This is a genomic window from Pseudorhizobium sp. NPDC055634, assembly GCF_053618655.1.
In genome coordinates this window covers 287,727-310,160 of record NZ_JBSHHW010000005.1, presented here as the reverse complement: position 1 = coordinate 310,160, position 22,434 = coordinate 287,727, and the positions used below count along the sequence as shown (strand labels likewise).

Here is a 22,434-nt window from a genome sequence, read left to right as displayed (position 1 = left end):
CGTTTTAGAGAAGCGGGAGCGGGCGAATGTGCAGAATTGATTGTAAGCATTTCTCCGAAAGACATCATACCGTAACGTATCTCCGGAACACCATTGATCGTGGAGTATTCGGATCATGCTTGCACGGAAGCTCTCGATTATTGCAGGTGTTTCTGCCCTGTGCTTGACGGGGCCGCAGGTTCTGGCGGCCGGCAAAAGTGAGCTGATACTGGCTATCGGCGGTGAGCCGGATACCGGATATGATCCGTTGTTCGGCTGGGGTCGCTACGGCCATCCCCTCTTTCAGTCGACGCTTCTCGTGCGCGACGCCGGTCTGGCGACGAAACCCGACCTTGCATCCGAGTGGACGCTCTCGGATGACAAACTAACCTGGACCATATCCATCCGTGACGACGTGAAATTTTCAGACGGTACCTCCCTGACTGCGAAGGATGTCGCATTCACGTTCGAGCGGGCAGCCAAGGCCGGAGGACCCCTCGATCTCACCGAGATGGCGTCGGTCGAGGCAGTTGACGACAAGACCGTGGTCATCAGGCTCAAGCGGCCATGGATCACCTTCGCGGATAATTTCTACTCGTTGGGCATCGTACCCGCCGGGAAATACAGCCCAGGATACGCACGTGACCCGCTCGGGTCCGGTCCATATAGACTCGTCTCCTGGACACAGGGCGAGCAACTGATCGTGGAGGCAAATCCGCACTATTACGGAAGGAAACCGCCCTTCACCCGTCTCACCTTCCTGTTTGCCGGCGAGGACACGAGCCTGGCCGCCGCCGGGGCCGGCGAGGTCGACATGGTCTCCGTCCCGGCAACGCTCGCCGATGCCGTTCCCGAAGGCTTCAGGCCGGTGGTGGTCGATTCCGTCGACAATCGGGGGATTCATTTTCCCATGGTCCCGAAGGGCGCAAGGATGGACGCTGACGGAAATCCCGTCGGCAACGACGTGACGGCCGATCTTGCCGTCCGCAGGGCCATCAATCTCGGCATCGACCGCCAAAAGATCGTCGATGTGGCGCTCCAGGGACACGGCACGCAGGCCTTCGGACCCGCGGACGGGTTGCCCTGGTCGAACCCCGAGGCTGCGGTGACGTTCGATCTTGCGGCAGCGAAGGCAATGCTCGACCAGGCCGGCTGGATACCTGGTCCGGACGGCATTCGCGAAAAAGGCGGAACACGAGCGGCTTTTCCCATCAACTATTCCGCCTCCGATTCCACCCGGCAGGCGATTGCGATCGTGGTGTCCGAGCTGCTGCGGCCGCTCGGCATCGAAGGCAGGCCGAACGGCACGACGTGGGAGGTCATCGACCGCGTGATGCATACCTAACCCGTGGTCTTCGGATGGGGAAGCCACAGCCCGGTCGAATTGTACAGCCTCTACCAAAGCGGGCGGGCAGGCGTCGAATATTACAATCCGGGCTTCTTCTCCAATCCGGTCGTCGACCAGTACTTCGACGAAGCGCAGCGCGCCCCCAGCCTCGAAGCATCCTATCCCGACTGGCAGAAGGCGGAGTGGGACGGTGCCACCGGCTTCGGCCCCAAGGGGGAAGCCGGGTGGGCCTGGCTGGTCAATCTCGATCACATCTACTTCGTCAGCAAATGCCTCGACGTCGGAGACCCCCAGGTCGAACCGCATGGCCATGGATGGCCGATCACGGCCGGCATCCAGGATTGGACCTGGACCTGTAACTGAGGAACGGCAATGCTTTCCTGGAAGGCTTTCGCCATCACCCGGCTCGTCCGCCTTGTCCTTGTACTGGCGGGCGTGGCGGCTGTTGCGTTCATCCTCGCGAAACTCTCGCCGGTCGATCCGATCAATGCCTATCTTGGACCCGATATCGCCCGCGTCGGACCCGAGCAGCGGGCGCTGATCGCGCAGAAATGGGGATTGGACCAGCCGGCAGGTATCCAGTTCCTCAAATGGCTGACGGCATTGCTGAGGGGCGACCTCGGCTGGAGCGTGACCTATAATGCGCCGGTTGCCGATATCATCTCCGAGCGTTTTCAGTCCTCCCTGATTCTCATGGGGCTCGCCTGGGCGTTCTCCGGGATCATCGGTTTCTCCCTCGGCATATGGGCCGGCGCCCACCCGGGAAGCTGGAGTGATCGCGTAATCCGCCTGTATTCCTACGTGCTGGCCGCCACGCCGACATTCTGGATCGCCATCCTGCTTCTGATCGTCTTCTCCGTTGGGCTTCGGTGGACGCCCGTTTGCTGTGCCACGCCGATCGGCGTGCTGCCGGAAAACGTCACGCTGCTGCAACGGCTGCATCATCTTCTGCTGCCGCTGCTGGCGCTCTCGATCCTCGGGATTGCGCAGATTGCGCTTCATACGCGCGTCAAGATGATCGAGATCATGCAGTCCGACTTCGTACTCTATGCCCGTGCCCAAGGGGCCGGGCCGCTGGACATCATCCTGCGCCATGGCGTGAGGAATGCTGCCTTGCCGGCGATAACGGTTCTCTTCGCCTCTCTTGGCGAGCTTTTCGGAGGCTCGATACTGGCGGAAACCGTGTTTTCCTACCCCGGGCTCGGAAGCGCAACGATCGAAGCCGGGATTCGCGGTGACGTGCCCCTGCTTCTTGCCATCGCGATCATGACGACCCTTCTCGTCTCGGTCGGCAATACGATCGCCGATGTTCTCTATCGCGTGGCAGACCCGCGCATTTCAGCCCTGAACCGTGCGCGGCAGGAGATGCTCACATGACGATGGCAATTGAAAAACCCGCTGTTGCGGTCCCGTCGATCAACAATGCGGGGATGGTGGTGATCGGCGCGGGGATCGCGACGCTTCTGCTTGCGGCGATCGTGCTGGCGGCCCGGCTTACGGGACCGGATGGGCTCACCAGCAACTTTTCCGCACGGCTCCAGCCGCCGTCCTGGCTGCACCCGTTCGGCACGGACATGCTCGGACGCGACATGCTCGTGAGAACGGTGAAGGGGCTGGCGCTGAGCTTCCAGGTCGGAATGGTCGCCGCCGGGATTTCGGCGGTGATTGCGACCTGCCTGGCAGTCGTCGCAGCAAGCGGTTATCGGCTGGCCGACGCAATCGTCTCCTTCCTCGTCGACATGACCATGGGATTGCCGCACCTGGTGCTCCTGATCCTGATTTCCTTCGCACTCGGGGGAGGGACGGGAGCCGTGATCGTTGCGGTCGCCATAACCCATTGGCCACGACTGACGCGCGTCCTGCGGGCCGAAATCCTGCAGCTTCAGAATGCCGAGTACGTGACCGTTTCCCGCAATTTCGGAAAGTCCCGCTGGTTCATCGCGCGGCATCATTTCCTGCCGCATCTCGTTCCCCAGATGATCGTCGGCTTCGTCCTGCTTTTCCCGCACGCCATCCTGCACGAGGCGGGTCTGACGTTCCTCGGCTTCGGAATAGAACCCAGCAAGCCTGCGATCGGCATCCTTCTGTCGGAATCGATGCGGTCCCTCACGGCGGGCAACTGGTGGCTCGGACTGTTTCCGGGACTGATGCTTCTCGTTGCTGTCCTCTGCTTCGATTTTGTCGGCAACGGGCTGAGGACGCTGACCGACCCGAGGGGAAGCCAGCAATGAGTCTTCTCGAGATAGAGGGGCTAAGCGTCTCGTTCCGTCGCTATCGGAGTCCGGTTCGCCAGGTCGGCGTCAAATGCGTGAGCGACATTTCTCTGGATGTGTATCCGGGCGAGGTTCTGGCCCTGTTCGGCGCATCCGGCGCGGGTAAAAGCCTGCTGGCCCACGCCGTCATGGGGCTCTTGCCGCAAAATGCCATTGTCGGCGGTGTCATGCGCTTTGAAGGACGTCTCCTCGACCGCAAGGAGCAGGCGAGAATGGCCGGCAGCCGCATCGCTCTCATCCCCCAATCCGTCAGCCATCTCGATCCGCTCGCGACCGTCGGGCAGCAGCTGCGTTGGGCCGCCCGCCGCGCGCGCCGTCCGATGGCCTCGGCAGGGGACATGCAACGGACACTGGCCCGGTTCGATCTTGAGCCCGGCGTGTCACGGGCCTTTCCGCACATGCTGTCGGGTGGCATGGCGCGACGTATCATGCTGGCGATGACGACGGTTTGCCAGGCCGATCTCATCATCGCCGATGAGCCCAGCAACGGACTGGATGCGGAAAACACGGCGATCGTCTTCCGCTGGCTGAAGTCATTTGCCGAGGCGGGGAAATCGGTGATCGTGATATCCCACGATCTTGCCGCGACCCTGCAGATCGCGGACCGGGTGATCATCCTGCGGGATGGATATGTCGCCGCCCACGAGCATGCGGACGCGTTTGACGGAGATGGCAAGAGGCTTCTGGCACCCTATGCCCGCTCGGTCTGGAAGGCGTTGCCCCAGAACGGTTTTGCGGAAGTCGAGGCATGAAGCTTGCGGCATCATCGGTGGGTTTCAGCTTCAACGGACAGTCGCCCGTTCTGGAGGGCGTGGATATCGAGATTGACGGCGGCGAGATCGTCGGGCTGACGGGAAAATCAGGTCGGGGAAAATCCACGCTCGGAAAGATACTGGCCCGTCATCTTTTCCCCACAGCGGGCAAAGTTCTGATCGACGGTGCTCCCTACGGCGGGCAGGGGTTCAACCCCGTGCAACTCGTGCATCAGACGGCGGTCTTTGCGGCAAACCCGCGTTGGAAGGTGGGAAGGATCGTCTCGGAGGCATGCACCCCGGACGAAGGCATGTGCCGGACCCTGGGAATCCGCGGGGAATGGCTGGACCATTATCCGCATGAACTGTCAGGCGGAGAATTGCAGCGCGTCGCGCTCCTTCGATCACTTACGCCGAAGACCCGTTTTCTTATCGCCGACGAAGTCACCTCAATGCTCGATCCGATCGCCCAGCGCGAGGTCTGGCGTGCGCTCATCCGGATTTGCGCCGAGCGGAACATCGGCATCCTCGCCATCAGTCATGATCTGGCTCTTCTGGAAAAGGTGGCGTCCAGGACAGTATGGCTGTAGCTGGGAGAGTGGCCGGCGGGGTCCGTATCTACCAGGGTACGGTCGACGATCGGCTGGTCTGGACAATGAAATCTCTGATCCCAAGTATTGATTCAGTGCGGGAAGCGGAAGGCAGTTCAGTGCACCGGATCACGATCACCATTGATGATGACCTCATGGCCGAACTGGATCGGATGATTGAGGTGAAGGGATATCAGAACCGCTCAGAGGCGATCCGCGATCTCGCACGCGCGGGACTTCAGCAGGCCTCGCTTGAGGAGGGAGAGTTGGACTGGTGCGTCGGCGTCCTGAGTTACACCTACGATCACACCGCCCGCGACCTCGCCAAGAGGCTCACGAATGCCCATCACGATCACCACGACATGTCGGTCGCAAGCATCCATGTACACCTTGATCATCAACGGTGCCTGGAGGTCAGTATCCTGAAGGGGAAGACAGATGATGTGCGGCATTTTGCCGATCACATGAAAGCGGAACGGCGCGTGACGCACGGGACCCTGACTGTGCTGCCCCTCAAGGGAACTCCGTCCCTCGACGTCAAGTAATGGTTGTGCCGTAAACTCGCTAGGTTTGCAGGGGCATCCGAAGCATATCCGTCACTTGAACCTACAACAGTAGGACCGTCCGGCAGAATAGACCGGAGAGCTTCCCTTTTCAGGCAAGCAATCCAGGCCTCCCGGCAGAGGCGGCCATGTCCCGCCCCATATGCAGGGTCGGCATGGCATCGATTCTGCACGTCTTCCAAGGCTGTCGGCCCGAGGCGCGTGGCATAAGAAGAGGATCAATCCTGCTCGGAGCGCCCGGCTACCAGCTTGCGGGCATATGCGATGGCGGATTTCATGTTGCCGTGATTGGCAATCCCCTTGCCGGCGATGTCGAAGGCGGTGCCGTGGTCGACCGAGGTGCGGTCGATCGGCAGTTCTACGGACACGTTGACCGCCGTATCGAAGGCGACGAGCTTGATCGGGATATGGCCCTGGTCGTGATACTGGGCGACGACGAGATCGAAGGCACCGGAATAGGCGCGGTGGAAGACGGTGTCGGCGGAGATCGGGCCATGGACGTCGATACCCTCGGCGCGGGCGGCCGCGACGGCCGGGGCGATCTGGTCGTCGTCTTCGGTGCCGAAGAGGCCGTTCTCGCCGCAATGCGGGTTGATCCCGGCGACCGCGATGCGCGGCCTTTCGTAGCCGATCCGTTTCAAGTGGTCGTTGCCGGCCTTGATGGTCGCCAGAACACGCTCGGTGGTCGCCCGGCGGATTGCGTCCTGCAGCGAGACGTGGGTCGATACATGGATGACCTTCAGGCGCTCCGATGCAAGTAGCATGTAGGCTGCCTTGGAACCCGTCAGGCTGCGCAGCATGCCGGTATGGCCGTCGTAGTGATGGCCCGCGAGGTTCAGTGCTTCCTTGTTGATCGGAGCCGTGACGATGCAGCCGATCGTTCCGGCCTCGGCATCGCGTACCGCCCTTTCGATGAAGCGAAAGGCCGCGTCGCCGGCGACCGGGCTCAGCGTGCCCCAGGGCAGGGGGGCGCCTTTTACCTCGATGTCGACGACGTGAGGAGCGAGGTCCAGGTCGAGCCCGAGCGCCTTGCGCGCCGCTTCGAGCGTCGGCAGGTTTCCGTAGATACGCGTTGCGGCGCGATCCTCGGGCGACATTTCGGCCAGGGCCCGGACCGAGATCTCGGGACCGACGCCGCAGGGATCGCCCATGGTGATGCCGATAATGCCGCTCATGTCATTCTCCGTTCTTCGACGCTTCCTGGCCAGTGCAGGACGGCGCTGCGATGGCCGCGGGCGATGCCTGCTCCACAGGCCCGGACAGGCATGTTCTGGCGCAGTTCGTCAACCGGCTCCTTGCAAAGCGGGCTCGTCCGCAGAGATCAGGCGGGCCGATGTCGCTTCTGATCAAATCCCGCCGGAGAGGAGACCGGCGGGTGTGGTTGCCGAGGACCGGCCCACACCCGGCAGTTGGCTGGCAAGCAGGTACTATCCGACACCTGCCTGGATCGTCTTTGACCAGACGAGGCACTGTCGGACGACCGTCAGTGCCTCGTCGCCGAGATCAGGCGAGCGAGATCGCTTCGCGTTCCCAACCGTCGTTGCGGGCACCCTTGTAGGCCGTGACTTCAACCTCGACGAGGTAGATTTCCGAAGCCAGGGTGCCGGCGGTGATGGTCACGACCGGGTCGATGCCGCGGAAAACCTCGCCCCAGTGGTCGAGCAGTTCCGGATGGTGCTGGCGGTTCGGGATGTAGATGCGTGCGCGCACGACATCCTGGAGATCGGCACCTGCAGCCTGCAGGGCCTTCTGGATGTTGTGGATGGTCATCTTCATCTGCTCGAGCGGGTCGCTTGGCATTTCCTTGGTGGCATGGTTGCGCCCAGCCGTGTTGGAGACGAGCACCCAGTCGCCGATAACGATGGCGCGGCTGTAGGAATACTTCTCTTCATAGGCGGAACTGGACTTGATCTTCTTCAGCATTGTTCTCTCTTGCTTGGGGTGGGAAGGGGCGCCAGCGGCTGGCCGTCGGCGCGGATCTCTTCGCGGTCGAACGCCTAGCCGGCGATGTAGACCACATGGGTCTCGGTGAACTCGTAGAGGCCGTGCTTGCCATCGGCGCCGCCGATGCCGGACTTCCGGCGGCCGGCATGAAAGCCCTGCATCGCCTCGAAGTTCTCACGGTTGATGTAGGTTTCACCGAACTTCAGCTCGCGCGAGGCCTTCAGCGCTGCCGACAGGTCCCGGGTGTAGATGGAAGACGTCAGGCCGTATTCGGAGTCGTTCGCAAGCGCGATCGCCTCATCGAGGCTGTCGACCGCCTGCACGGGCAGCACCGGTCCGAACGTCTCGCGGCGCATGATGTCCATGTCGGCAGTTGCATCGACCAGCAGCGTCGGCTCGTAATGAAAGCCCTGACGGCCCTCCGCCTTCTTGCCTCCGGTGATGACGCGGGCGCCCTGCGTTCGGGCGAGATCCACGGCGGCAGCCACCTTATCGAGGCCTGCCTGGTTGATGAGAGGACCCATCTCGAGCTCGGTCTCGACGGACGGATCGCCGTAGCGGGTCGCCTTGAATAATGAGGCCAGCTTCTCGACGAGCGCATCATGTACTTCGCGCTCGACATAGACGCGCTCGGCGCAGTTGCAGACTTGCCCCGTGTTGATGACGCGCGAATCGTAGATTGCCTTGGCCGCGAGATCGAGATCGGCATCCTTCAGGACGATGGCCGGAGCCTTGCCGCCGAGTTCCAGATTGACGCGGGTGAGGTTCTTGCCGGCAAGCTGCATGATATGGGAGCCGGTGCCGACTGATCCGGTGAAGGTGATGAGGTCGACGCCGGGGTGAGCCGCAAGCGCCTCGCCGGTTGTGCGGCCACGGCCGCCGACGAGATTGAACACGCCTTTCGGGAGACCGCATTCTGCGGCAAGCTCGGCGAAGATGAAGGCGTTGACGGGCGTTTCTTCGCTGGGCTTGATGACGATGGTGTTGCCGGTGACGAGGGCCGGAGCCAGCTTGCGGGCGATCAGGAAGAAGGGGAAGTTCCACGGCAGGATGCCTGCCACCACGCCGACCGGCTTGCGCAGCAGCAGCATGGTCTCGTTCGGCCGGTCGCTGGTGAGCACCTCGCCCTCGATGCGGCGCGCCCACTCGGCCATGTAGTCCAGGTAATCGGCGGTGAAATCGGCCTCGACCTGGGCAAGCCCGCGAACCTTGCCCTGCTCCTGGACGATGATGTCGGCGAGGTCGGTACGGTGTTCGCGCAGTTTTGCAGCGATCTTGCGCAGGTAGCCGGCACGCTCGATGGCCGGCAGGCGCTCCCAGTCCGCCTGGGCGGCGCGGGCGGCAGCAACCGCACGATCGACTTCGGCAGCATCGCTTTCCGGAATCCGCGCGATGACCTGGGTGGTCGCCGGGTTCATGACATCGATCAGGTCGCCCTTGGGATCGACGAAGCTTCCGTCGATATAGGCGCGATAGGCGCGATCCGGAGAGACGAAAGGATTGTTGGCCATGTTAACTCCTCCATGGACCGGGAAGAGCCTCTTCCCGGCGTTAGCCTTTTAGATCGAAGTGTTAGAGCGAGGGCTCGAGCGAGCAGTTGATGGCAAACTCCGCCACCACTGCTTCATTCGGCAGGTCCAGGATCATCGACACGATGCGCGCGATGTCCTCCGGCTGCGTCATGTCTTCGGGTGGCATCGTCGTCAGCGCGGTCGCCATCTCGGTGGCGACGAAACCCGGGCAGACGGCGGTGGCGCGAATACCCTTCTCGAAGCCTTCATGCCGGATGCCATGGGTCAGTGCGACGGCGGCAAACTTCGACATCGCGTAACTGCCAGACGCGGCTGTCTTGACACGCTTGCCGGAGAGCGACGCGAGAATGACGACGCGTCCGCGCTTGCTGGCCGCCAGCGGCTCCCATGCCGCCTTGACCAGCCGGCGCGGGGCGAGGACGTTGATCTCCATCATCTCGCGGATTTCATCGTCACTGGCGTCGAGCGCGCTCTTGCCGGCAGAGATGCCGGCGCTGGCGACGATCGCGTCGATGCGGCCAAACCTTTCCATGGCGCTGGCGACCCAGGCCGCCTCCGCTCCGGCATCGGCGGCTTCGTAATGCTGGCAGTGGATGCGATCCGGGGCCAATGCCCCCGCCCAGTCGGGCAAGGCCCCGCCACGAATCCCGAGCGACAGCGACCAGCCCTCGGCGAGCAGCTTCTGCCCGATGGCAGCGCCTATCCCCCGGCGACCGCCGGAAATGAGTGCGACCCGTGCTGACATGATCACCCTTTCGAGGCGTATTTCGGCCGCAAGCGGCTGATGTCGAAGACTTTGGCATCGACCTTGGTGGTCGATCCGGTGACGAGGTCCGCCATCAATTCCCCTGCGGCCGGGCCGATACCGAAGCCGTGGCCGGAAAAGCCCGACGCGAGATAGAAGCCGGGTACCGGGTGAAGGGGGCTGATAACCGGGATCGCGTCGGGGGTCGCATCGATAACGCCCGCCCATTCGTGAACCACGCGCGCATTGGCGAAGGCCGGGAAGTTGCGTGAGATGTTGCGGAGTGCCTTCGCGGTGAAGCCCGCATCCGGCTTGGGGTCCATCGTGCGGCATGCCTCGAACGGGGTTTTCTCGGCACCCGTCCAGCGGCGTTTCGTCATCAGTTCCTGGAAGAACGTCGCGTTGAACTGCAGGCTGAGCTCGCGCCATGTCGTGAGATAGGTCGGGGCGAATTCAAACAGCAGCCGGAAATGATCCGGCGTGATAGGGGCAAGGTTCTTGTTGCGGACTGCGATAGTGAAGCTGCCGTCCAGCCGCTGGCGATAGGCGAAGTCACCCGCACCGACAGGCATGTTCGTAACGCCCTGGACATTGTCGACCTGCGTTACCGGCCCAATCACTTTCAACTGAGGAAAATCGAAACCCATGTTGCCGGCAAACAGGCGGGACCAGATGCCGCCCGCCAGGACGACCGCCTGGCACCTGATCTCGCCACGCTCGGTGATGACGGAGCTTACGGCGCCGGCAGCGGTCTCCACCGTGCGGACGGCGCAATTGGTGAGGATCCTTGCACCTTTCTCCCTTGCATACTCGGCCATGGCTGGAACGGCGATCCATGGCTCGGCGCGACCGTCACTGCCGGTATGCAGTACGCCGAGAAGCTTCCCATGGTTTCCGGGGATCTTCTCTTCGATCTCGGCCGAGCTGAGCATGCGGGCATCGAGGCCGTGTCGTTTGCCGATCTGCTCCCACTCCAGCCACCCTTTCAGGTCACGTCTGGTGTAGGAGAGGTAGCTGATGCCGGTGCGGCGCCAGCCGGTATCGCGGCCGATGCGCTCGTTGAGACGCGACCACATGTCGACCGAATGGATGCACAGCGGCAATTCCCGTTCGTCGCGGCCCATCTGGCGCGTCCAGCCCCAGTTTCGGCTCGACTGCTCGCCAGCGATCACGCCCTTCTCGCAGAGCGCTACCGAAATGTCGCGCTCGGCAAGCTCCATCGCGGTGGTCACCCCGATGATGCCACCACCGATGACCACGACATCGACTTTCTCGGGTAATTCCGGATCGCCCTGGAACGGTTTCACGGGAATTGAAAGGCTGCTCATGATGAAACTCTTTGTTGGGCTGCAGCGACGGGATCAGGCCCACTCGGGCCCGGGGACTTGGACGAAGTGTCCGGGCGAGGCCTCGATGTAATCCCGCTCGGGCGGCTGGTAGTCGCGGGGGCGAACGGGGCTGTTCAGTTCCAGCACCGGCGGCGGGTTGCGTTGGCCGCGCAGCGAAGGATCGGGCACCGGTACCGCGCTCAGCAATCGCTTCGTATAGGGATGCGCCGGATTGCCGAAGATCGCCGCGCGTGGACCGATCTCGACGATCTCTCCGAGATACATCACGGCGACCGTGTGGCTGATGCGCTCGACCACCGCCATGTCGTGGCTGATGAAAAGGAAGCCCAGGCCCATTTCCTGTTGAAGGTCCATCATCAGGTTGACGATCTGGGTCTTCATCGTCACGTCGAGCGCGGAAACGGCCTCGTCGGCGACGATGACGCTCGGCTTCATCACCAGCGCACGGGCGACGCAGATGCGCTGGCGCTGGCCGCCCGAGAACTCGTGCGGGTATCGGCTCGCCATCTCTGCCTTGAGCCCGACCCGTTCGAGCAGGGAAGCGGCAATCACCTGCTCCTCCTCACGAGTGGCAAGTCCATGGATTCGAAGCGGCTCGGTGATCGCCTCGCCGACCCGAAGGCGTGGGTTCAGGCTTGCATAGGGATCCTGGAAGATCATCTGGATCTCCCTGGCCCGGTCGGGAGCGCTGATCGAGCGCAGCTCGCGGCCGTTCAGCTTCACGCTACCGCTCTGGTAGTCGTAGAGGCCGGTAATGACGCGACCTGTTGTAGACTTGCCGCAGCCGGATTCTCCGACGATCGACAATGTCTCGCCGCGCCGCAGCGTCAGCGTCACGTTCTCGACCGCATGAACGCGGGAGATCACCCGCTTCAGGACCGGCGATGGCTGGTCGAAGCGTTTGGTCGCCCCCTCGACCTCAAGCAACGGGGGCTCATCCGGCCGCAACGTGTCCGGGCGTTCGGGCGCCGGTGTCATCTTCCCGCTGGCCAGGTCGAAGCTGGCATAGGGGAGCGGAGCAGGAGCGTCGTTCATCGAGCCGAGCTTGGGCACCGCCGCAAGCAGGGCGCGGGTATAGGTCTTGGCCGGCCTGTCGAAGATCTGGAGAGTGCTGCCGGTCTCGATGACGTCGCCGTGATACATGACGAGGGTTCGGTCGGCGACTTCGGCGACAACGCCCATGTCGTGGGTGATGAAAATCACCCCCATGCCCGTCTCCGCCTGCAACTCCTTGATCAGTTCGATGACCTGGGCCTGTATCGTAACGTCCAGCGCCGTCGTCGGCTCGTCTGCGATCAGCAGGTCCGGCTTGCAGGCAAGGGCCGCGGCAATCATGACGCGCTGGCGCATTCCGCCCGAAAACTGGTGCGGAAACTCGTTGAAGCGCGTTCTTGCCGAGGGGATGCGCACGCGCTCCATCATGGCCAAGGCCTCCTCCTTGGCTTCTGCGCGGCTTACCTTGCGGTGGACGCTGATGGCTTCGGCGATCTGTGCGCCGATGGTCATCACCGGGTTCAGCGACGTCATCGGTTCCTGGAAGATCATGGAAATCCGGTCGCCGCGAACCTTCTCCATCTGCTGTTCGGTGAGGTCGAACAGGTTCTGGCCGCGGAATATCGCTTCGCCGCTCACTCTGGTGACATCGGCCGGCAACAGCCGCGTCAGCGCAAGCGACGTCACGGATTTTCCGGATCCCGATTCCCCGACGATCGCCACGGTCTCGCCGGCGGATACCGAGAAGTTGACATCGCGGACGACATTGCGCCAGTCGCCGCCGCTGTTGAAGGACACGGCAAGGTCCGACACCTGCAGCAGTTCAGAACCCACATTCGTCATAGTCGTTACCTCCTGTGGGGACATGTCAGTTTTGGCTGCGACGCGGGTCGAGCAGGTGGCGCAGGTGGTCGCAGAAGGCGTTCAACAGTACGATCACGATCGTCAGCAGCAGGCAGGGCGCCAGCAGAAGCCAAGGCTCGTCAATGAACGTCGCACGTGCCGCCCCGACCATCATTCCGAGCGAAGGTTCGGGTGGAAGGACCCCCAGGCCGAGATAGGAAAGCCCCGATTCAAGCACCACCGACATGGCGACCACGAAGCTGAACTGGACGAACAGCGGTCCGGCGATGGCGGGAAGGATGGTGCGCCACAGGATGTGCTGCGTCGAAGCGCCCATAAGGCGGACGGCGTCGACATAGTCCATCGTGCGAACCGTCATGACCGAAGCATGGGCTACACGCGTGAAGCTCGGGACGAATACGAGCGCGAGCACCGGCACCAGTGTCTGCGGACCCGCCCCGTAGAGCGTCGCCGCCAACATGGCGAGCAGCAGCGGCGGGAAGCACAGGATCACGTCCATTACGCGCAGCGACAAAGCCTCGGAGAAGCCCCGCACATAGCCTGCTGCGACGCCGATCGCAGTTCCGATGGCAGCTGCGAGCAAGGCAGCAGAGCCGGAGATCAGGATCGCCGACCGCAGCGCGAAGAGGAGCCGGGAGAAGACGTCGCGTCCATATTCGTCCTGGCCGAACCAATGCCGTGCCGACGGCCCCGCAAAGCGGTTGGCGACGTCCATAGCCAGCGGATCGTGCAGCGGCAGGACCGGCGCCAGCAATGCACCGACGACCAGGATGCTCAGCAGTATTGCCGAAGGGGTAGAGAAGATCTGTTTCATTTGCGCACCCGCGGATCAGTCAGGCCGTAGATGATGTCGACCAGCAGGTTCAGACCGATGTAGCAGGCTGCAACGACGACAATGACGCCGGTCACGACGGGGTAGTCTCGCGCGTTGACGCCGCTGACCAGCATTCCGGAGAGGCCGGGCCAGTTGAAGACGGTCTCGACGAGCACCGTTCCGGCAAGAAGGCCGCCGAGCTGCAGCGCGAAGACGGTGATGACCGGCATCAATGCGTTGCGCAGCGCATGACGGATAACCACCCGGCGGGCCGGAACGCCCTTGGCGCGGGCGGTGCGGATGAAGTCGAGCGGCAGGACCTCCAGCATCGAGGCCCGCGTGATACGGAATACCACGGCGGAGAGGCCGATCGCGATTGTCGCCGCCGGCATGATCAGTAGCAGCATGTGCTTCGCGGGATCGCGACTGAAGGGGACAAAGCCGCCGGCCGGAAGCCAGCCGAGGAACTGCGCGAACAGGATGACCATCAACGTGCCGAGAACGAAGACGGGAACCGACTGCGCGGTCCCTGCGACGAGCATCGCGCCGCGACTGAAAAGGCTCTTTGGCGCGCGCGCGGCAAGGACACCGGCGGGCAGTCCGATGAGCAGGCTGATGATCGCAGCCGCGCCGATCAGCTCCAGGGTTCTCGGCAGACGCCGGGAAACCTCGGTCGCGACGGGGCTGTAATCGACGATGGATGTGCCGAGGTCGAAGCGCAGGAGCTCGGTCATCTTGTCGATATACTGTTCATGCAGCGGTCGGTTCAGACCGAGCTGATCACGGACCATGGCCACCATCGCCGGATCCGGCGCAGCGCCGTCCTGTGCCAGCAGCAGTTCGACCGGGTCACCGGGAACGAAGTGGATCGACAAGAATACGAGTGAAACCACGATCCAGAGCATGATCAAGCTCTGGACAATGCGGCGCATGAACCATCCCATGCAGCAGTCCCTTATGCGTTGTGCACTAGGAGGAAGACCCGGCGATGCCGGGTCTCGTGTGAATGTTAGCCGAGGCTGATCTGGTCGAAGTTGGTCGCCGAGTAAACCGAGATCTGGTCGGGCAGCAGCGGCAGCTTTTGAACGGACGCGCTCGTCGCGTAGCCCTGCGCGCGGTAGGCAACGCCGCAGATCGCCGTGTTGTCCAGCACCAGCTGGTCCGCCTGCCTGTAGATCTCGACGCGCTTCTCGTCGTCGAGTTCGGACCGCCCTGCCTGATAGAGTTCAGTCAGGCCCTCGATCTCGAAGTTGCGGCTTCGCAGATAGGTCGGCGTCAGGGACGGATCGACGATGGAATGCGTCGCATCCGGATCAATGATGTCGAGGGCGTTGCCCTGTACGGCGAAATCACCGATGCCGTTGTTGCCCATGGTGATCCGGGTTGCCCAGTCAGGCAGGACGAGGTTCACCTTGATACCGATCTCGGCGAGCTGGCTCTGGATGAGGACGGCCGTGTCGCGGTGCATGGAATACTGCGACGTCGCGAGCAGAGTGACCTCGAAGCCGTTCTCGTGGCCGGCTTCCTTCATGAGAGCCTTCGACCGTTCCGGATCGTAGCCCCAGAATTTCGCCTGGTCCTCATTGTGAAAGGCGGTGCCGGATGCCCGCGGCAGGCCATTCATCGGGGCGCCGAAGCCGAAGAAGACCGACTTGACGAACTCCTCGCGTCGAAGGCCGAAGGCCACAGCCTGGCGGAGGCGAGCGTCTGCGAAGGGGCCGCTTCCGTTGAAGCTGAGATACATGAAGGGACCTGCGTCCTTCTTGAACAGCTTGAGCGCGGGATTGGCGTCGATAGTGGCCATTGCCGACCATGGCACGTAGTCCACCAGATCGACGTCGCCGGCCGTCACGGCGGCGACCCGCGCGCTCTCGTCGGCATAGGCCGTCACGGAAATGCCGGCGAGCGGCGGTTGACCCTTGAAGTAGTGCTCGCTTGGCTCCAGTTCGATGCCGACACCCTTCTCGGCGTAGACGATCTTGTAAGGCCCGGCGCCGATGCCCTGCGGCTCGACATCGGTCGACCCCGCCTTGAGGATGGTGAAGAAGGGAAAAGCCATCAACGCGGGAATGGTCGCAACCGGTCCGTCGGTACGCAGGCGGAAGGTCCGGTCGTCTACGATCTCGACATCCTTCACCACCTTGAGCGCGTCGTACATGTAGGCGCCCGACTGTTCCTTCGCGATTTCCTCGAAGTTCCACTTCACGTCTGCAGAGGTCACGGGGCTGCCGTCGTGGAACTTCACGTCGCGCAGCTTGAACTCCCAAGCGTCGTCTTCCACTGCCGACCAGCTCTCGACAAGCTCGCCCACCAGATTGCCCTGGTCATCGTAATTTATGAGGTTGCGGTTCACCAAAGAGAACAGCAAATGGCCGGACCACCCGATGTTCACCCACGGCCGGAAATGCGGGGGGTAGGTCGAGAGCCCGATCCGCAATGTCTGCGTGCCCTGAGCGGCTGCAAATCGTCCGCCGAGCAGCGTCGCCGCGCCCATCGCAGTCGCCATTTGAAGCAGGTTTCGTCTGGAAAGATGCATCGTGTAACCCTCTGAAATTTAGCGGCTGAGCTCGAGAACTTGCCGCATTTTTGATGGTTGCTGGTTGCTGCTGCAACTGGTGCTGACGTTAAGAACCGACTCCGGCGCCGGTCAAGTCAATTCCCATAGTCGTTATTATTTTTCGCTATTGTTCCTATTATAGGTCAGTGAGGGGGTGGAGATGCAAATTTGAGCGACATATTTCAGCAAAAACGGACATAAAATCCGATAAACGGAATAAAATTCATTTCTTATTGCAATAGAACGAATAAGATTGACACCAGACATTTCCTTGGCAGGTTTTAGTCGTGAACGGGACGCTCAAGGGCGGACCTCTCGACAACAACTCGACATCCTTGAGGGAACAGCATGGCCTGGCGTATCGGCGTAGACTCTGGCGGCACTTTTACAGACGTATGCCTCTTCAATGACCTCACCGGCGAAGTAAGGATCTGGAAGGTCTCTTCGACGCCTGACGACCCTTCGCGCGGGATCACCCAGGGCGTTACCGATGGCCTCGAGAATGTGGGGGCAACGGCTGCCGACGTCGGTTTCCTGGGCCACGGCACCACCGTCGCAACGAATGCCCTGATCCAGGGGCGCGGCGTGAAAACCGGCCTCATCACGACGGAAGGCTTCCGGGATCTGCTCGAGATCGGCCGTCAGAAACGCCCTGATCTCTACGACCTTCAGGCCGACAAGCCGGAAACGCTGGTGACGCGCGACCTGCGTATCGGGGTAGCCGAGCGCCTGACCCATGAGGGCAAGGTCGAGGAAGCACTGGATGAAGACGCATTTCGCCAGGCTGTCCGTGAACTGAAGGCGCAGGACGTCAAGTCCATCGCCGTTTCCTTTCTCTACAGCTTTCTCAATGATGTTCACGAGCGCCGGGCGGCGGAGATCATCCGCGAGGAATTCCCGGAAGCTTTCGCGGCCATCTCGTCGGCGATCGCGCCGGAGTTTCGCGAGTATGAGCGGCTTTCGACCACCGTCGTCAACGCCTATCTCGGTCCAGTCATGCAAGGCTATGTCCGGGCGCTGAAGGGCAAGCTGCAGGAGATCGGTTTCAAGGCCGCGCCGCAGTTGACCCAGTCGAACGGTGGCGTCATTGCTTTCGACACGGCCGCCGACAACCCCGTCCGGACCGTCCTTTCGGGACCATCGACGGGTGTCGTCGCCGCGCAGGCCATCGGCCAGATGACCGGCATCGAAAACCTGATCACCTTCGACATGGGCGGCACCAGCTCGGACGTCGCGCTGCTGTCGCAGGGCCGTTGCCGCGTGGTCAACGAAGCCATCGTTCATGGCTATCCGCTCAAGGTGCCGATGCTCGACATTCACACGGTGGGTGCCGGTGGCGGGTCGATCGCCTATGTCGACAATGGCGGCCTGCTCAAGGTAGGTCCGCGCTCTGCCGGCGCGAACCCGGGCCCTGCCTGCTATTGCCTCGGCAACACCGAGCCGACCGTAACGGACGCCAACGTCGTTCTCCAGACGCAGAACCCGGAATACCTGCTCAACGGCCGCATGAAGATCGACCGCGAGCTCTCGGTCGCGGCGGTGAAGACGCTTGCCGACAAGCTTGGGCTCGGCGTGCTGGAAGCGGCAAACGGCATCCTCGAGATCGTCATCGCCAACATGGCAAAGGCCATCCGCGTGATTTCGGTCCAGCGCGGCCATGACCCTCGGGATTATACGCTCGTCGCCTTCGGTGGCGCAGGCCCGGTCCAGGCCGCCCGCCTCGCACGCGAGCTTGGGATGTCGCGCGTCCTCATCCCCCGGACACCGGGTGTGCTTTGTGCCCTCGGTCTGCTGATGACGGACCTGCGCAGCGACTTCTCGACGACGAGCCTCATCCAGCTCGACAAGGTTGTCGAAGGCGATCTCGCCGCGATCTATGACGACCTGGCTGCCCGCGCGACGGAATGGTTCGACCTGGAGCAGATCGCATCTTCCGCCCGCAGGATCGAGCGCAGCGTCGACGTGCGCTATGCCGGCCAGAACTACGAGATCAACGTCCCGGTCCCGGATGGAGCGATCACGCGCGACACCTTCAAGGCGATCGAGGAAGGATTTGCCGCGGCTCACCGGCAGCTTTACGGCTTCGTAGCTGAGGGCGAGGCGATCCAGCTGGTCACGTTCCGCGTCGCCGCGAGCGGCCTGGTGCCGAAGGCTGAATTCCAGCCGCAGCCGATCGAGGGCCTCGATTCGTCTGCAGCCGTCACCGGCAGCCGCCCCGTCTGGATGGCAGAGGTCGGCGATTTCATCGAAACGAAGCTCTACAACCGCGACCTGCTGCGTCCAGGCAATGTCGTGGAAGGTCCTGCCATCATCGACCAGATGGATTCCACCACCGTTGTACCGCCGGGGCAGTCGGCAACCGTCGATGCCTATTTCAACCTCATCCTCGAGGCGAAGTGATGAACCAGATCATTCCCGTTCCCGCGTCAAGCAAGCTGAACCCGATCACGGTGGAGGTCATCAGTTCGGCCTTTGCCTCCACCGTGGAGGAAATGGGGGAGGCGCTGGTTCGTGCCTCCTATTCCACCAACATCAAGGAGCGCCGCGACTGCTCGACGGCACTGTTCGATGCCAAGGGCCGCATGCTGTGCCAGGCAGAGCACATCCCGATGCATCTGGGCAGCTTCATCGGCTTCGTCCCCTATATCCTGCAGCATGTGGATATGTCGACGATTGCGGCCGGTGACATCTTCATCGGCAATGATGCCTACGAGGGTGGCGGCACCCACCTGCCGGACATCGTCCTGGCGGAGCCGATCTTCTTCGAGGGACAGCTGGTTGGCTGGGCGATCAACACGGCGCACCACTCCGATTTTGCCGACCGTGGCCATGCCCACATCTATCAGGAAGGCCTGCGGATTCCGCCGGTCCGCCTCTACCGCAAGGGTGAACTGCAGGAGGACATCCAGAAACTGTTCCTCCTGAACTGCCAGGTCCCGCACGAGCGTGTTTCGGACTTGCGGGCTCAGGTCGCGGCGAACCGCCTTGGCGTGTTGCGACTGCAGGAACTGTGCCGCAAATACGGGACGGACACCGTTCTGGCGGCTGGCGATGAGCTCATGGACTATGCCGAGCGGAAGATGCGTGCGGGCATCGCCCAGATCCCGGATGGCGTCTACAAGTTCTCCGATATCTTCGACAGTGAAGCCCTGCCGGAGCCGATGAACCTGTCGGTGACGATCGAGGTGAGGGGGGACGAGATCTCGCTCGATTTCGTCAGCCCGCCGCAGGTTCGCGCCGGTCTCAACGTTGTTTATACCGCGCTGCTCGCAACCGTCTATTACGCGGTAAAGACCGTCGTCGATCCGACTGTCCTGCCGAATGCCGGCCTGGCGCGTCCCATCACCGTCACGGCCGAGGAAGGCACGCTGCTACGCTGCTCGCATCCGGCCGCTGTCGATGGCCGCATCACCGCCTGCCAGCGCGTCGTTGACCTGATCCACGGCGCCTTCGCTCAGGTGGTCCCGCATCGCGTCACCGCAGCTTCCAACGGCGCGGTCAGCGTCGCCCATTTTGACGGCCGCCGCGATGATGGCTCCATATGGGTCTACCTCGAAACGATCGGTGGCGGGTTCGGCGCCCGCTACAACAAGGACGGTCTCGATGGTGTTCATTGCCACATGACCAATACCTCCAACCTTCCGGTCGAGGCGCTGGAAAACGAGTATCCGATAACGCTCCGTCGCTATGAACTGGTCGATGGGTCGGGCGGTGACGGCGAGTTCATCGGCGGAATGGGCCTGCGTCGCGTCTATCGCGCAGAAAAGAAGTGCCGCGTCGTGGTGATGGGTGCACGCCTCCAGTCCAGGCCCTGGGGGCTTGAAGGCGGCAAGCCGGGTGCGTCGGGATACTTCACCCTCAACGGCGAGCGTTCCGGTTTCGAGCGGGACGCGGTGGAGTTGCAGCCCGGCGACGTGCTCGAGATCGTGACACCGGGCGCCGGTGGCTATGGAGAGCCGGCGAGACGCGCCCCCGCACGTCGGGAGCAGGACCGTCGCGAGAAAAGATTTGCCTAACCGGTCGTGAGATAGGAAATACTCCGCCTGCGAAAGCGGGCGGAGTATTTCGTTGATGGAGGGCTGCATTTCTTGGCGAGACAATCTTCTTCCAATGCCGGGCGCGCGGCAGAGTTGTTGATCATGCTGTCCCAGGCCGGATCCAAGGGAATGTCGCTTGGCGAACTTGCCGAGTTGATCGGCGAAGCACGCTCCAGCGTCCATCGGGCCTTGGTCGCCTTGGCGGATTACGGCCTCGTCGTCCAGAGTGGCAACCGTGGCCGCTATCGACTTGGACCCGGTGCCTATGGACTTGCCCTGCGGACTCCCTCGGTCAACGAGGTCGTCGATTTCTACAGACCTGCGCTGATCGAGATCACCGGGCAAACGCTGCTGTCGACCTTTCTCATGATGCGCAGCGGCCTCGACATGATCTGCGTGGATTCGCAGGTGGGGCAGATCGTTGCCCAGCCTCTCGTCTCGGGGATCGGCGGAAGGATCCCGCTGGGCGCCGGGGTGTCCGGCTCCTGCATCCTGGGCATGATGGAGGAGCGCGCTCGAGCACGCTGCATCGAGCAGCTATCTGAAAAATTTCCCGAGTGGGATGTGTCGCTCGACAAGATACAGGCGGAGATCGCCTGCCTTCACAGCCGGGGCTATGTTGCGAGCTACCGCAGCAACCGCGGCATCGAGACGCTGACCCTCGCTCTACCCCTGATCAACGAGAACTGGAGCGGGCTTGAAGTTGCGCTGTCCGTTCTGGCGCCGCCGAACATGCTGGACGAGAAGGCGCAAGAGAAGATGGTTCGTGACATGTGGGACTGCATTCGCAGGAACGGCTCTCCCTCCAAGTAGGGAGTAACAGCTCACGATTTGAAGAACGGCGTGGGACCGACCACAGTAAGACACCATCGGGCAATCCAGGCGCCCCAGCCGAGACCTCATGAGATCCGGGCCTCGGCCTAACGCGTCGCCCGCCGGTATGCGCCGGGGGTCTGGCCCGTGACGGACTTGAAGACGCGGGTGAAATGGCTCTGGTCGGCAAAGCCGCTTTGAAGGGCGACCTCGGCGAGCGGCAGCCTTTTGTCGGCAAGCAGCCCGAGTGCCATGTCGATCCGCCGCGCCTGCAGCCAGGCATGCGGCGTCCACCCCGTAGACGTCTTGAAGGCCCGCGAGAAATGGGAGGTGGATAGGCCGCAGGCCTCCGCGACGTCAGGGAGCGAGGTGCGACCGTCGAGGTCGGCCGCGAGGATCTCCTGCGCCCTTCGAAGCTGCCAGGGTGCAAGTGTGCCGCGGCGCAGAAGGCCCCGCCGCATCCCGCCATACTGTTCAGCGACATGCGTTGCCGCCGCCAGGATGAGGTGGTCCAGGAACGGCTGCGTGGCGTGCCGGCGAGCATCGATCGCCGCGACCAGCAGGGGCGTGAGCTGGCGGAAAACCGGATCGTCCGGGGTCCAGCCCGTCCATCCGCCCCCGACCACCAGGCCCGCGACGGGCACCGCTCCGACATCACGTGCCAGATCGTCCAGCGCCTCCTTGGGCAGGTGGAGATGCAGGCTGTCGAGCTCGGAGTTGAAGATCGCCTTGCAATCCGTCCTCAGGTTCAGGAGACCCAGCGTCCCTTCCCGTGTCGGAGGCATCCGGATGTGGCGGCCGCCGGCCCAGAAATCATGCGCCGGGTGGTCCCTCAGCTGCAGGACGAGGAGATCGGCATCCTGGGCGGGTGCTTCCGCCTGCGTGCTTCGCGGCTCCAGGAGCCGATGCCGCGACACGCCGATCCAGGAGCGTCGCGTACGTGTGCCGACCGCCCCATGTTTCTCCACCGAGGGATCATGCAGGATCTGCCTGTCCATGCGTCACAACTCCCGGCCAACGTTGAGGGCGGAGGACGTCCGGGCGTCGCCCCGCCTTTTGCCTCATGCTTCATACAGGTCAGGAACCGGGTGAATTCATGGCGGCGGCGCGCAGCGGGAAATGTCGTCCAGGCCATGGAGCGGTCGGCCTCATGACAGTGCGGGCGCGCACCGGACCGGTGCTCAGTCGTCGCTTCACGCGACGGAAACGATGCCATTGCAGCAAGATCCGACAAGGGGCGGCAAGATCATCCAATCGGTGACCATCGCCTTCGGATAGCTC

The 22,434-nt window shown here is 62.8% G+C and carries 20 protein-coding genes; 10 read left to right on the top strand and 10 right to left on the bottom strand.

The genetic code is table 11. The annotated features are described in order from the left end of the window. Positions 1–115: 115 nt before the first annotated feature. From ACWGPT_RS11120 to nikR, 7 genes are all read left to right on the top strand, one after another. Positions 116–1,324, top strand: coding sequence for an ABC transporter substrate-binding protein (locus ACWGPT_RS11120; protein ID WP_452605657.1), 1,209 nt, complete (start codon positions 116–118; stop codon positions 1,322–1,324). Positions 1,325–1,327: 3 nt separating this feature from the next. Then, positions 1,328–1,690, top strand: a complete 363-nt coding sequence (locus tag ACWGPT_RS11115; RefSeq protein ID WP_452605656.1) for a hypothetical protein — start codon at positions 1,328–1,330, stop codon at positions 1,688–1,690. Positions 1,691–1,699: 9 nt separating this feature from the next. Then, positions 1,700–2,704, top strand: a complete 1,005-nt coding sequence (locus ACWGPT_RS11110; protein ID WP_452605655.1) for an ABC transporter permease — start codon at positions 1,700–1,702, stop codon at positions 2,702–2,704. Beyond that, positions 2,701–3,558 carry an ABC transporter permease gene (locus ACWGPT_RS11105; protein WP_452605654.1) on the top strand — a complete coding sequence of 286 codons (858 nt, stop codon included), beginning with the start codon at positions 2,701–2,703 and terminating at the stop codon, positions 3,556–3,558. Before ACWGPT_RS11110 ends, ACWGPT_RS11105 begins: the two co-directional genes overlap by 4 nt. After that, positions 3,555–4,352, top strand: coding sequence for an ATP-binding cassette domain-containing protein (locus ACWGPT_RS11100; RefSeq protein WP_452605653.1), 798 nt, complete (start codon positions 3,555–3,557; stop codon positions 4,350–4,352). The genes ACWGPT_RS11105 and ACWGPT_RS11100 overlap by 4 nt, the downstream gene beginning before the upstream one ends. Next, complete coding sequence (locus ACWGPT_RS11095; RefSeq protein ID WP_452605652.1) at positions 4,349–4,942, top strand: ABC transporter ATP-binding protein; 594 nt, start codon at positions 4,349–4,351, stop codon at positions 4,940–4,942. The genes ACWGPT_RS11100 and ACWGPT_RS11095 overlap by 4 nt, the downstream gene beginning before the upstream one ends. Positions 4,943–5,061: 119 nt before the next feature. Continuing rightward, positions 5,062–5,487, top strand: coding sequence for a nickel-responsive transcriptional regulator NikR (gene nikR / locus ACWGPT_RS11090; protein WP_452605710.1), 426 nt, complete (start codon positions 5,062–5,064; stop codon positions 5,485–5,487). A gap of 236 nt (positions 5,488–5,723) precedes the next feature. Here the strand turns inward: nikR and pdxA are convergent, their stop codons facing one another. From pdxA to ACWGPT_RS11045, 9 genes are all read right to left on the bottom strand, one after another. Next, the gene (pdxA, locus tag ACWGPT_RS11085; protein WP_452605651.1) at positions 5,724–6,680 is read right to left on the bottom strand and encodes a 4-hydroxythreonine-4-phosphate dehydrogenase PdxA; all 957 of its coding nucleotides are present in this window, start codon (positions 6,678–6,680) and stop codon (positions 5,724–5,726) included. Between the two features lie 328 nt (positions 6,681–7,008). Continuing rightward, the gene (locus tag ACWGPT_RS11080) at positions 7,009–7,428 is read right to left on the bottom strand and encodes a Rid family hydrolase (RefSeq protein WP_452605650.1); all 420 of its coding nucleotides are present in this window, start codon (positions 7,426–7,428) and stop codon (positions 7,009–7,011) included. Positions 7,429–7,502: 74 nt separating this feature from the next. After that, on the bottom strand, positions 7,503–8,960 hold the full coding sequence (gene aldA, locus ACWGPT_RS11075) for an aldehyde dehydrogenase (RefSeq protein ID WP_452605649.1): 1,458 nt from the start codon (positions 8,958–8,960) through the stop codon (positions 7,503–7,505). 61 nt (positions 8,961–9,021) lie between these two features. Continuing rightward, positions 9,022–9,726, bottom strand: coding sequence for an SDR family NAD(P)-dependent oxidoreductase (locus tag ACWGPT_RS11070; RefSeq protein ID WP_452605648.1), 705 nt, complete (start codon positions 9,724–9,726; stop codon positions 9,022–9,024). Positions 9,727–9,728: 2 nt separating this feature from the next. Further along, positions 9,729–11,054 (bottom strand): NAD(P)/FAD-dependent oxidoreductase, encoded by a 1,326-nt coding sequence (locus tag ACWGPT_RS11065; RefSeq protein WP_452605647.1) that lies wholly within the window; start codon positions 11,052–11,054, stop codon positions 9,729–9,731. 33 nt (positions 11,055–11,087) lie between these two features. Next, positions 11,088–12,911 carry an ABC transporter ATP-binding protein gene (locus tag ACWGPT_RS11060; RefSeq protein WP_452605646.1) on the bottom strand — a complete coding sequence of 608 codons (1,824 nt, stop codon included), beginning with the start codon at positions 12,909–12,911 and terminating at the stop codon, positions 11,088–11,090. A 25-nt stretch (positions 12,912–12,936) separates the two neighbouring features. Continuing rightward, positions 12,937–13,746 carry an ABC transporter permease gene (locus ACWGPT_RS11055; protein ID WP_452605645.1) on the bottom strand — a complete coding sequence of 270 codons (810 nt, stop codon included), beginning with the start codon at positions 13,744–13,746 and terminating at the stop codon, positions 12,937–12,939. Beyond that, positions 13,743–14,678 carry an ABC transporter permease gene (locus ACWGPT_RS11050; protein WP_452605644.1) on the bottom strand — a complete coding sequence of 312 codons (936 nt, stop codon included), beginning with the start codon at positions 14,676–14,678 and terminating at the stop codon, positions 13,743–13,745. The genes ACWGPT_RS11055 and ACWGPT_RS11050 overlap by 4 nt, the downstream gene beginning before the upstream one ends. Positions 14,679–14,755: 77 nt before the next feature. Beyond that, entirely contained in the window at positions 14,756–16,252 is a 1,497-nt protein-coding gene (locus tag ACWGPT_RS11045; protein ID WP_452605643.1) for an ABC transporter substrate-binding protein, read from the bottom strand. 399 nt (positions 16,253–16,651) lie between these two features. Here ACWGPT_RS11045 and ACWGPT_RS11040 point away from each other — a divergent pair, with 399 nt between their 5' ends. The 3 genes from ACWGPT_RS11040 (at position 16,652) to ACWGPT_RS11030 (ending at position 21,153) form a co-directional block, all read left to right on the top strand. Further along, entirely contained in the window at positions 16,652–18,703 is a 2,052-nt protein-coding gene (locus ACWGPT_RS11040; RefSeq protein WP_452605642.1) for a hydantoinase/oxoprolinase family protein, read from the top strand. Then, complete coding sequence (locus ACWGPT_RS11035; protein ID WP_452605641.1) at positions 18,703–20,319, top strand: hydantoinase B/oxoprolinase family protein; 1,617 nt, start codon at positions 18,703–18,705, stop codon at positions 20,317–20,319. The genes ACWGPT_RS11040 and ACWGPT_RS11035 overlap by 1 nt, the downstream gene beginning before the upstream one ends. A 72-nt stretch (positions 20,320–20,391) precedes the next feature. Next, a complete protein-coding gene (locus ACWGPT_RS11030; RefSeq protein WP_452605640.1) occupies positions 20,392–21,153 on the top strand; it encodes an IclR family transcriptional regulator in 762 nt (253 codons plus the stop codon). Between the two features lie 107 nt (positions 21,154–21,260). Here the strand turns inward: ACWGPT_RS11030 and ACWGPT_RS11025 are convergent, their stop codons facing one another. Next, entirely contained in the window at positions 21,261–22,151 is an 891-nt protein-coding gene (locus ACWGPT_RS11025) for a helix-turn-helix domain-containing protein (RefSeq protein WP_452605639.1), read from the bottom strand. Positions 22,152–22,434 lie beyond the last annotated feature (283 nt).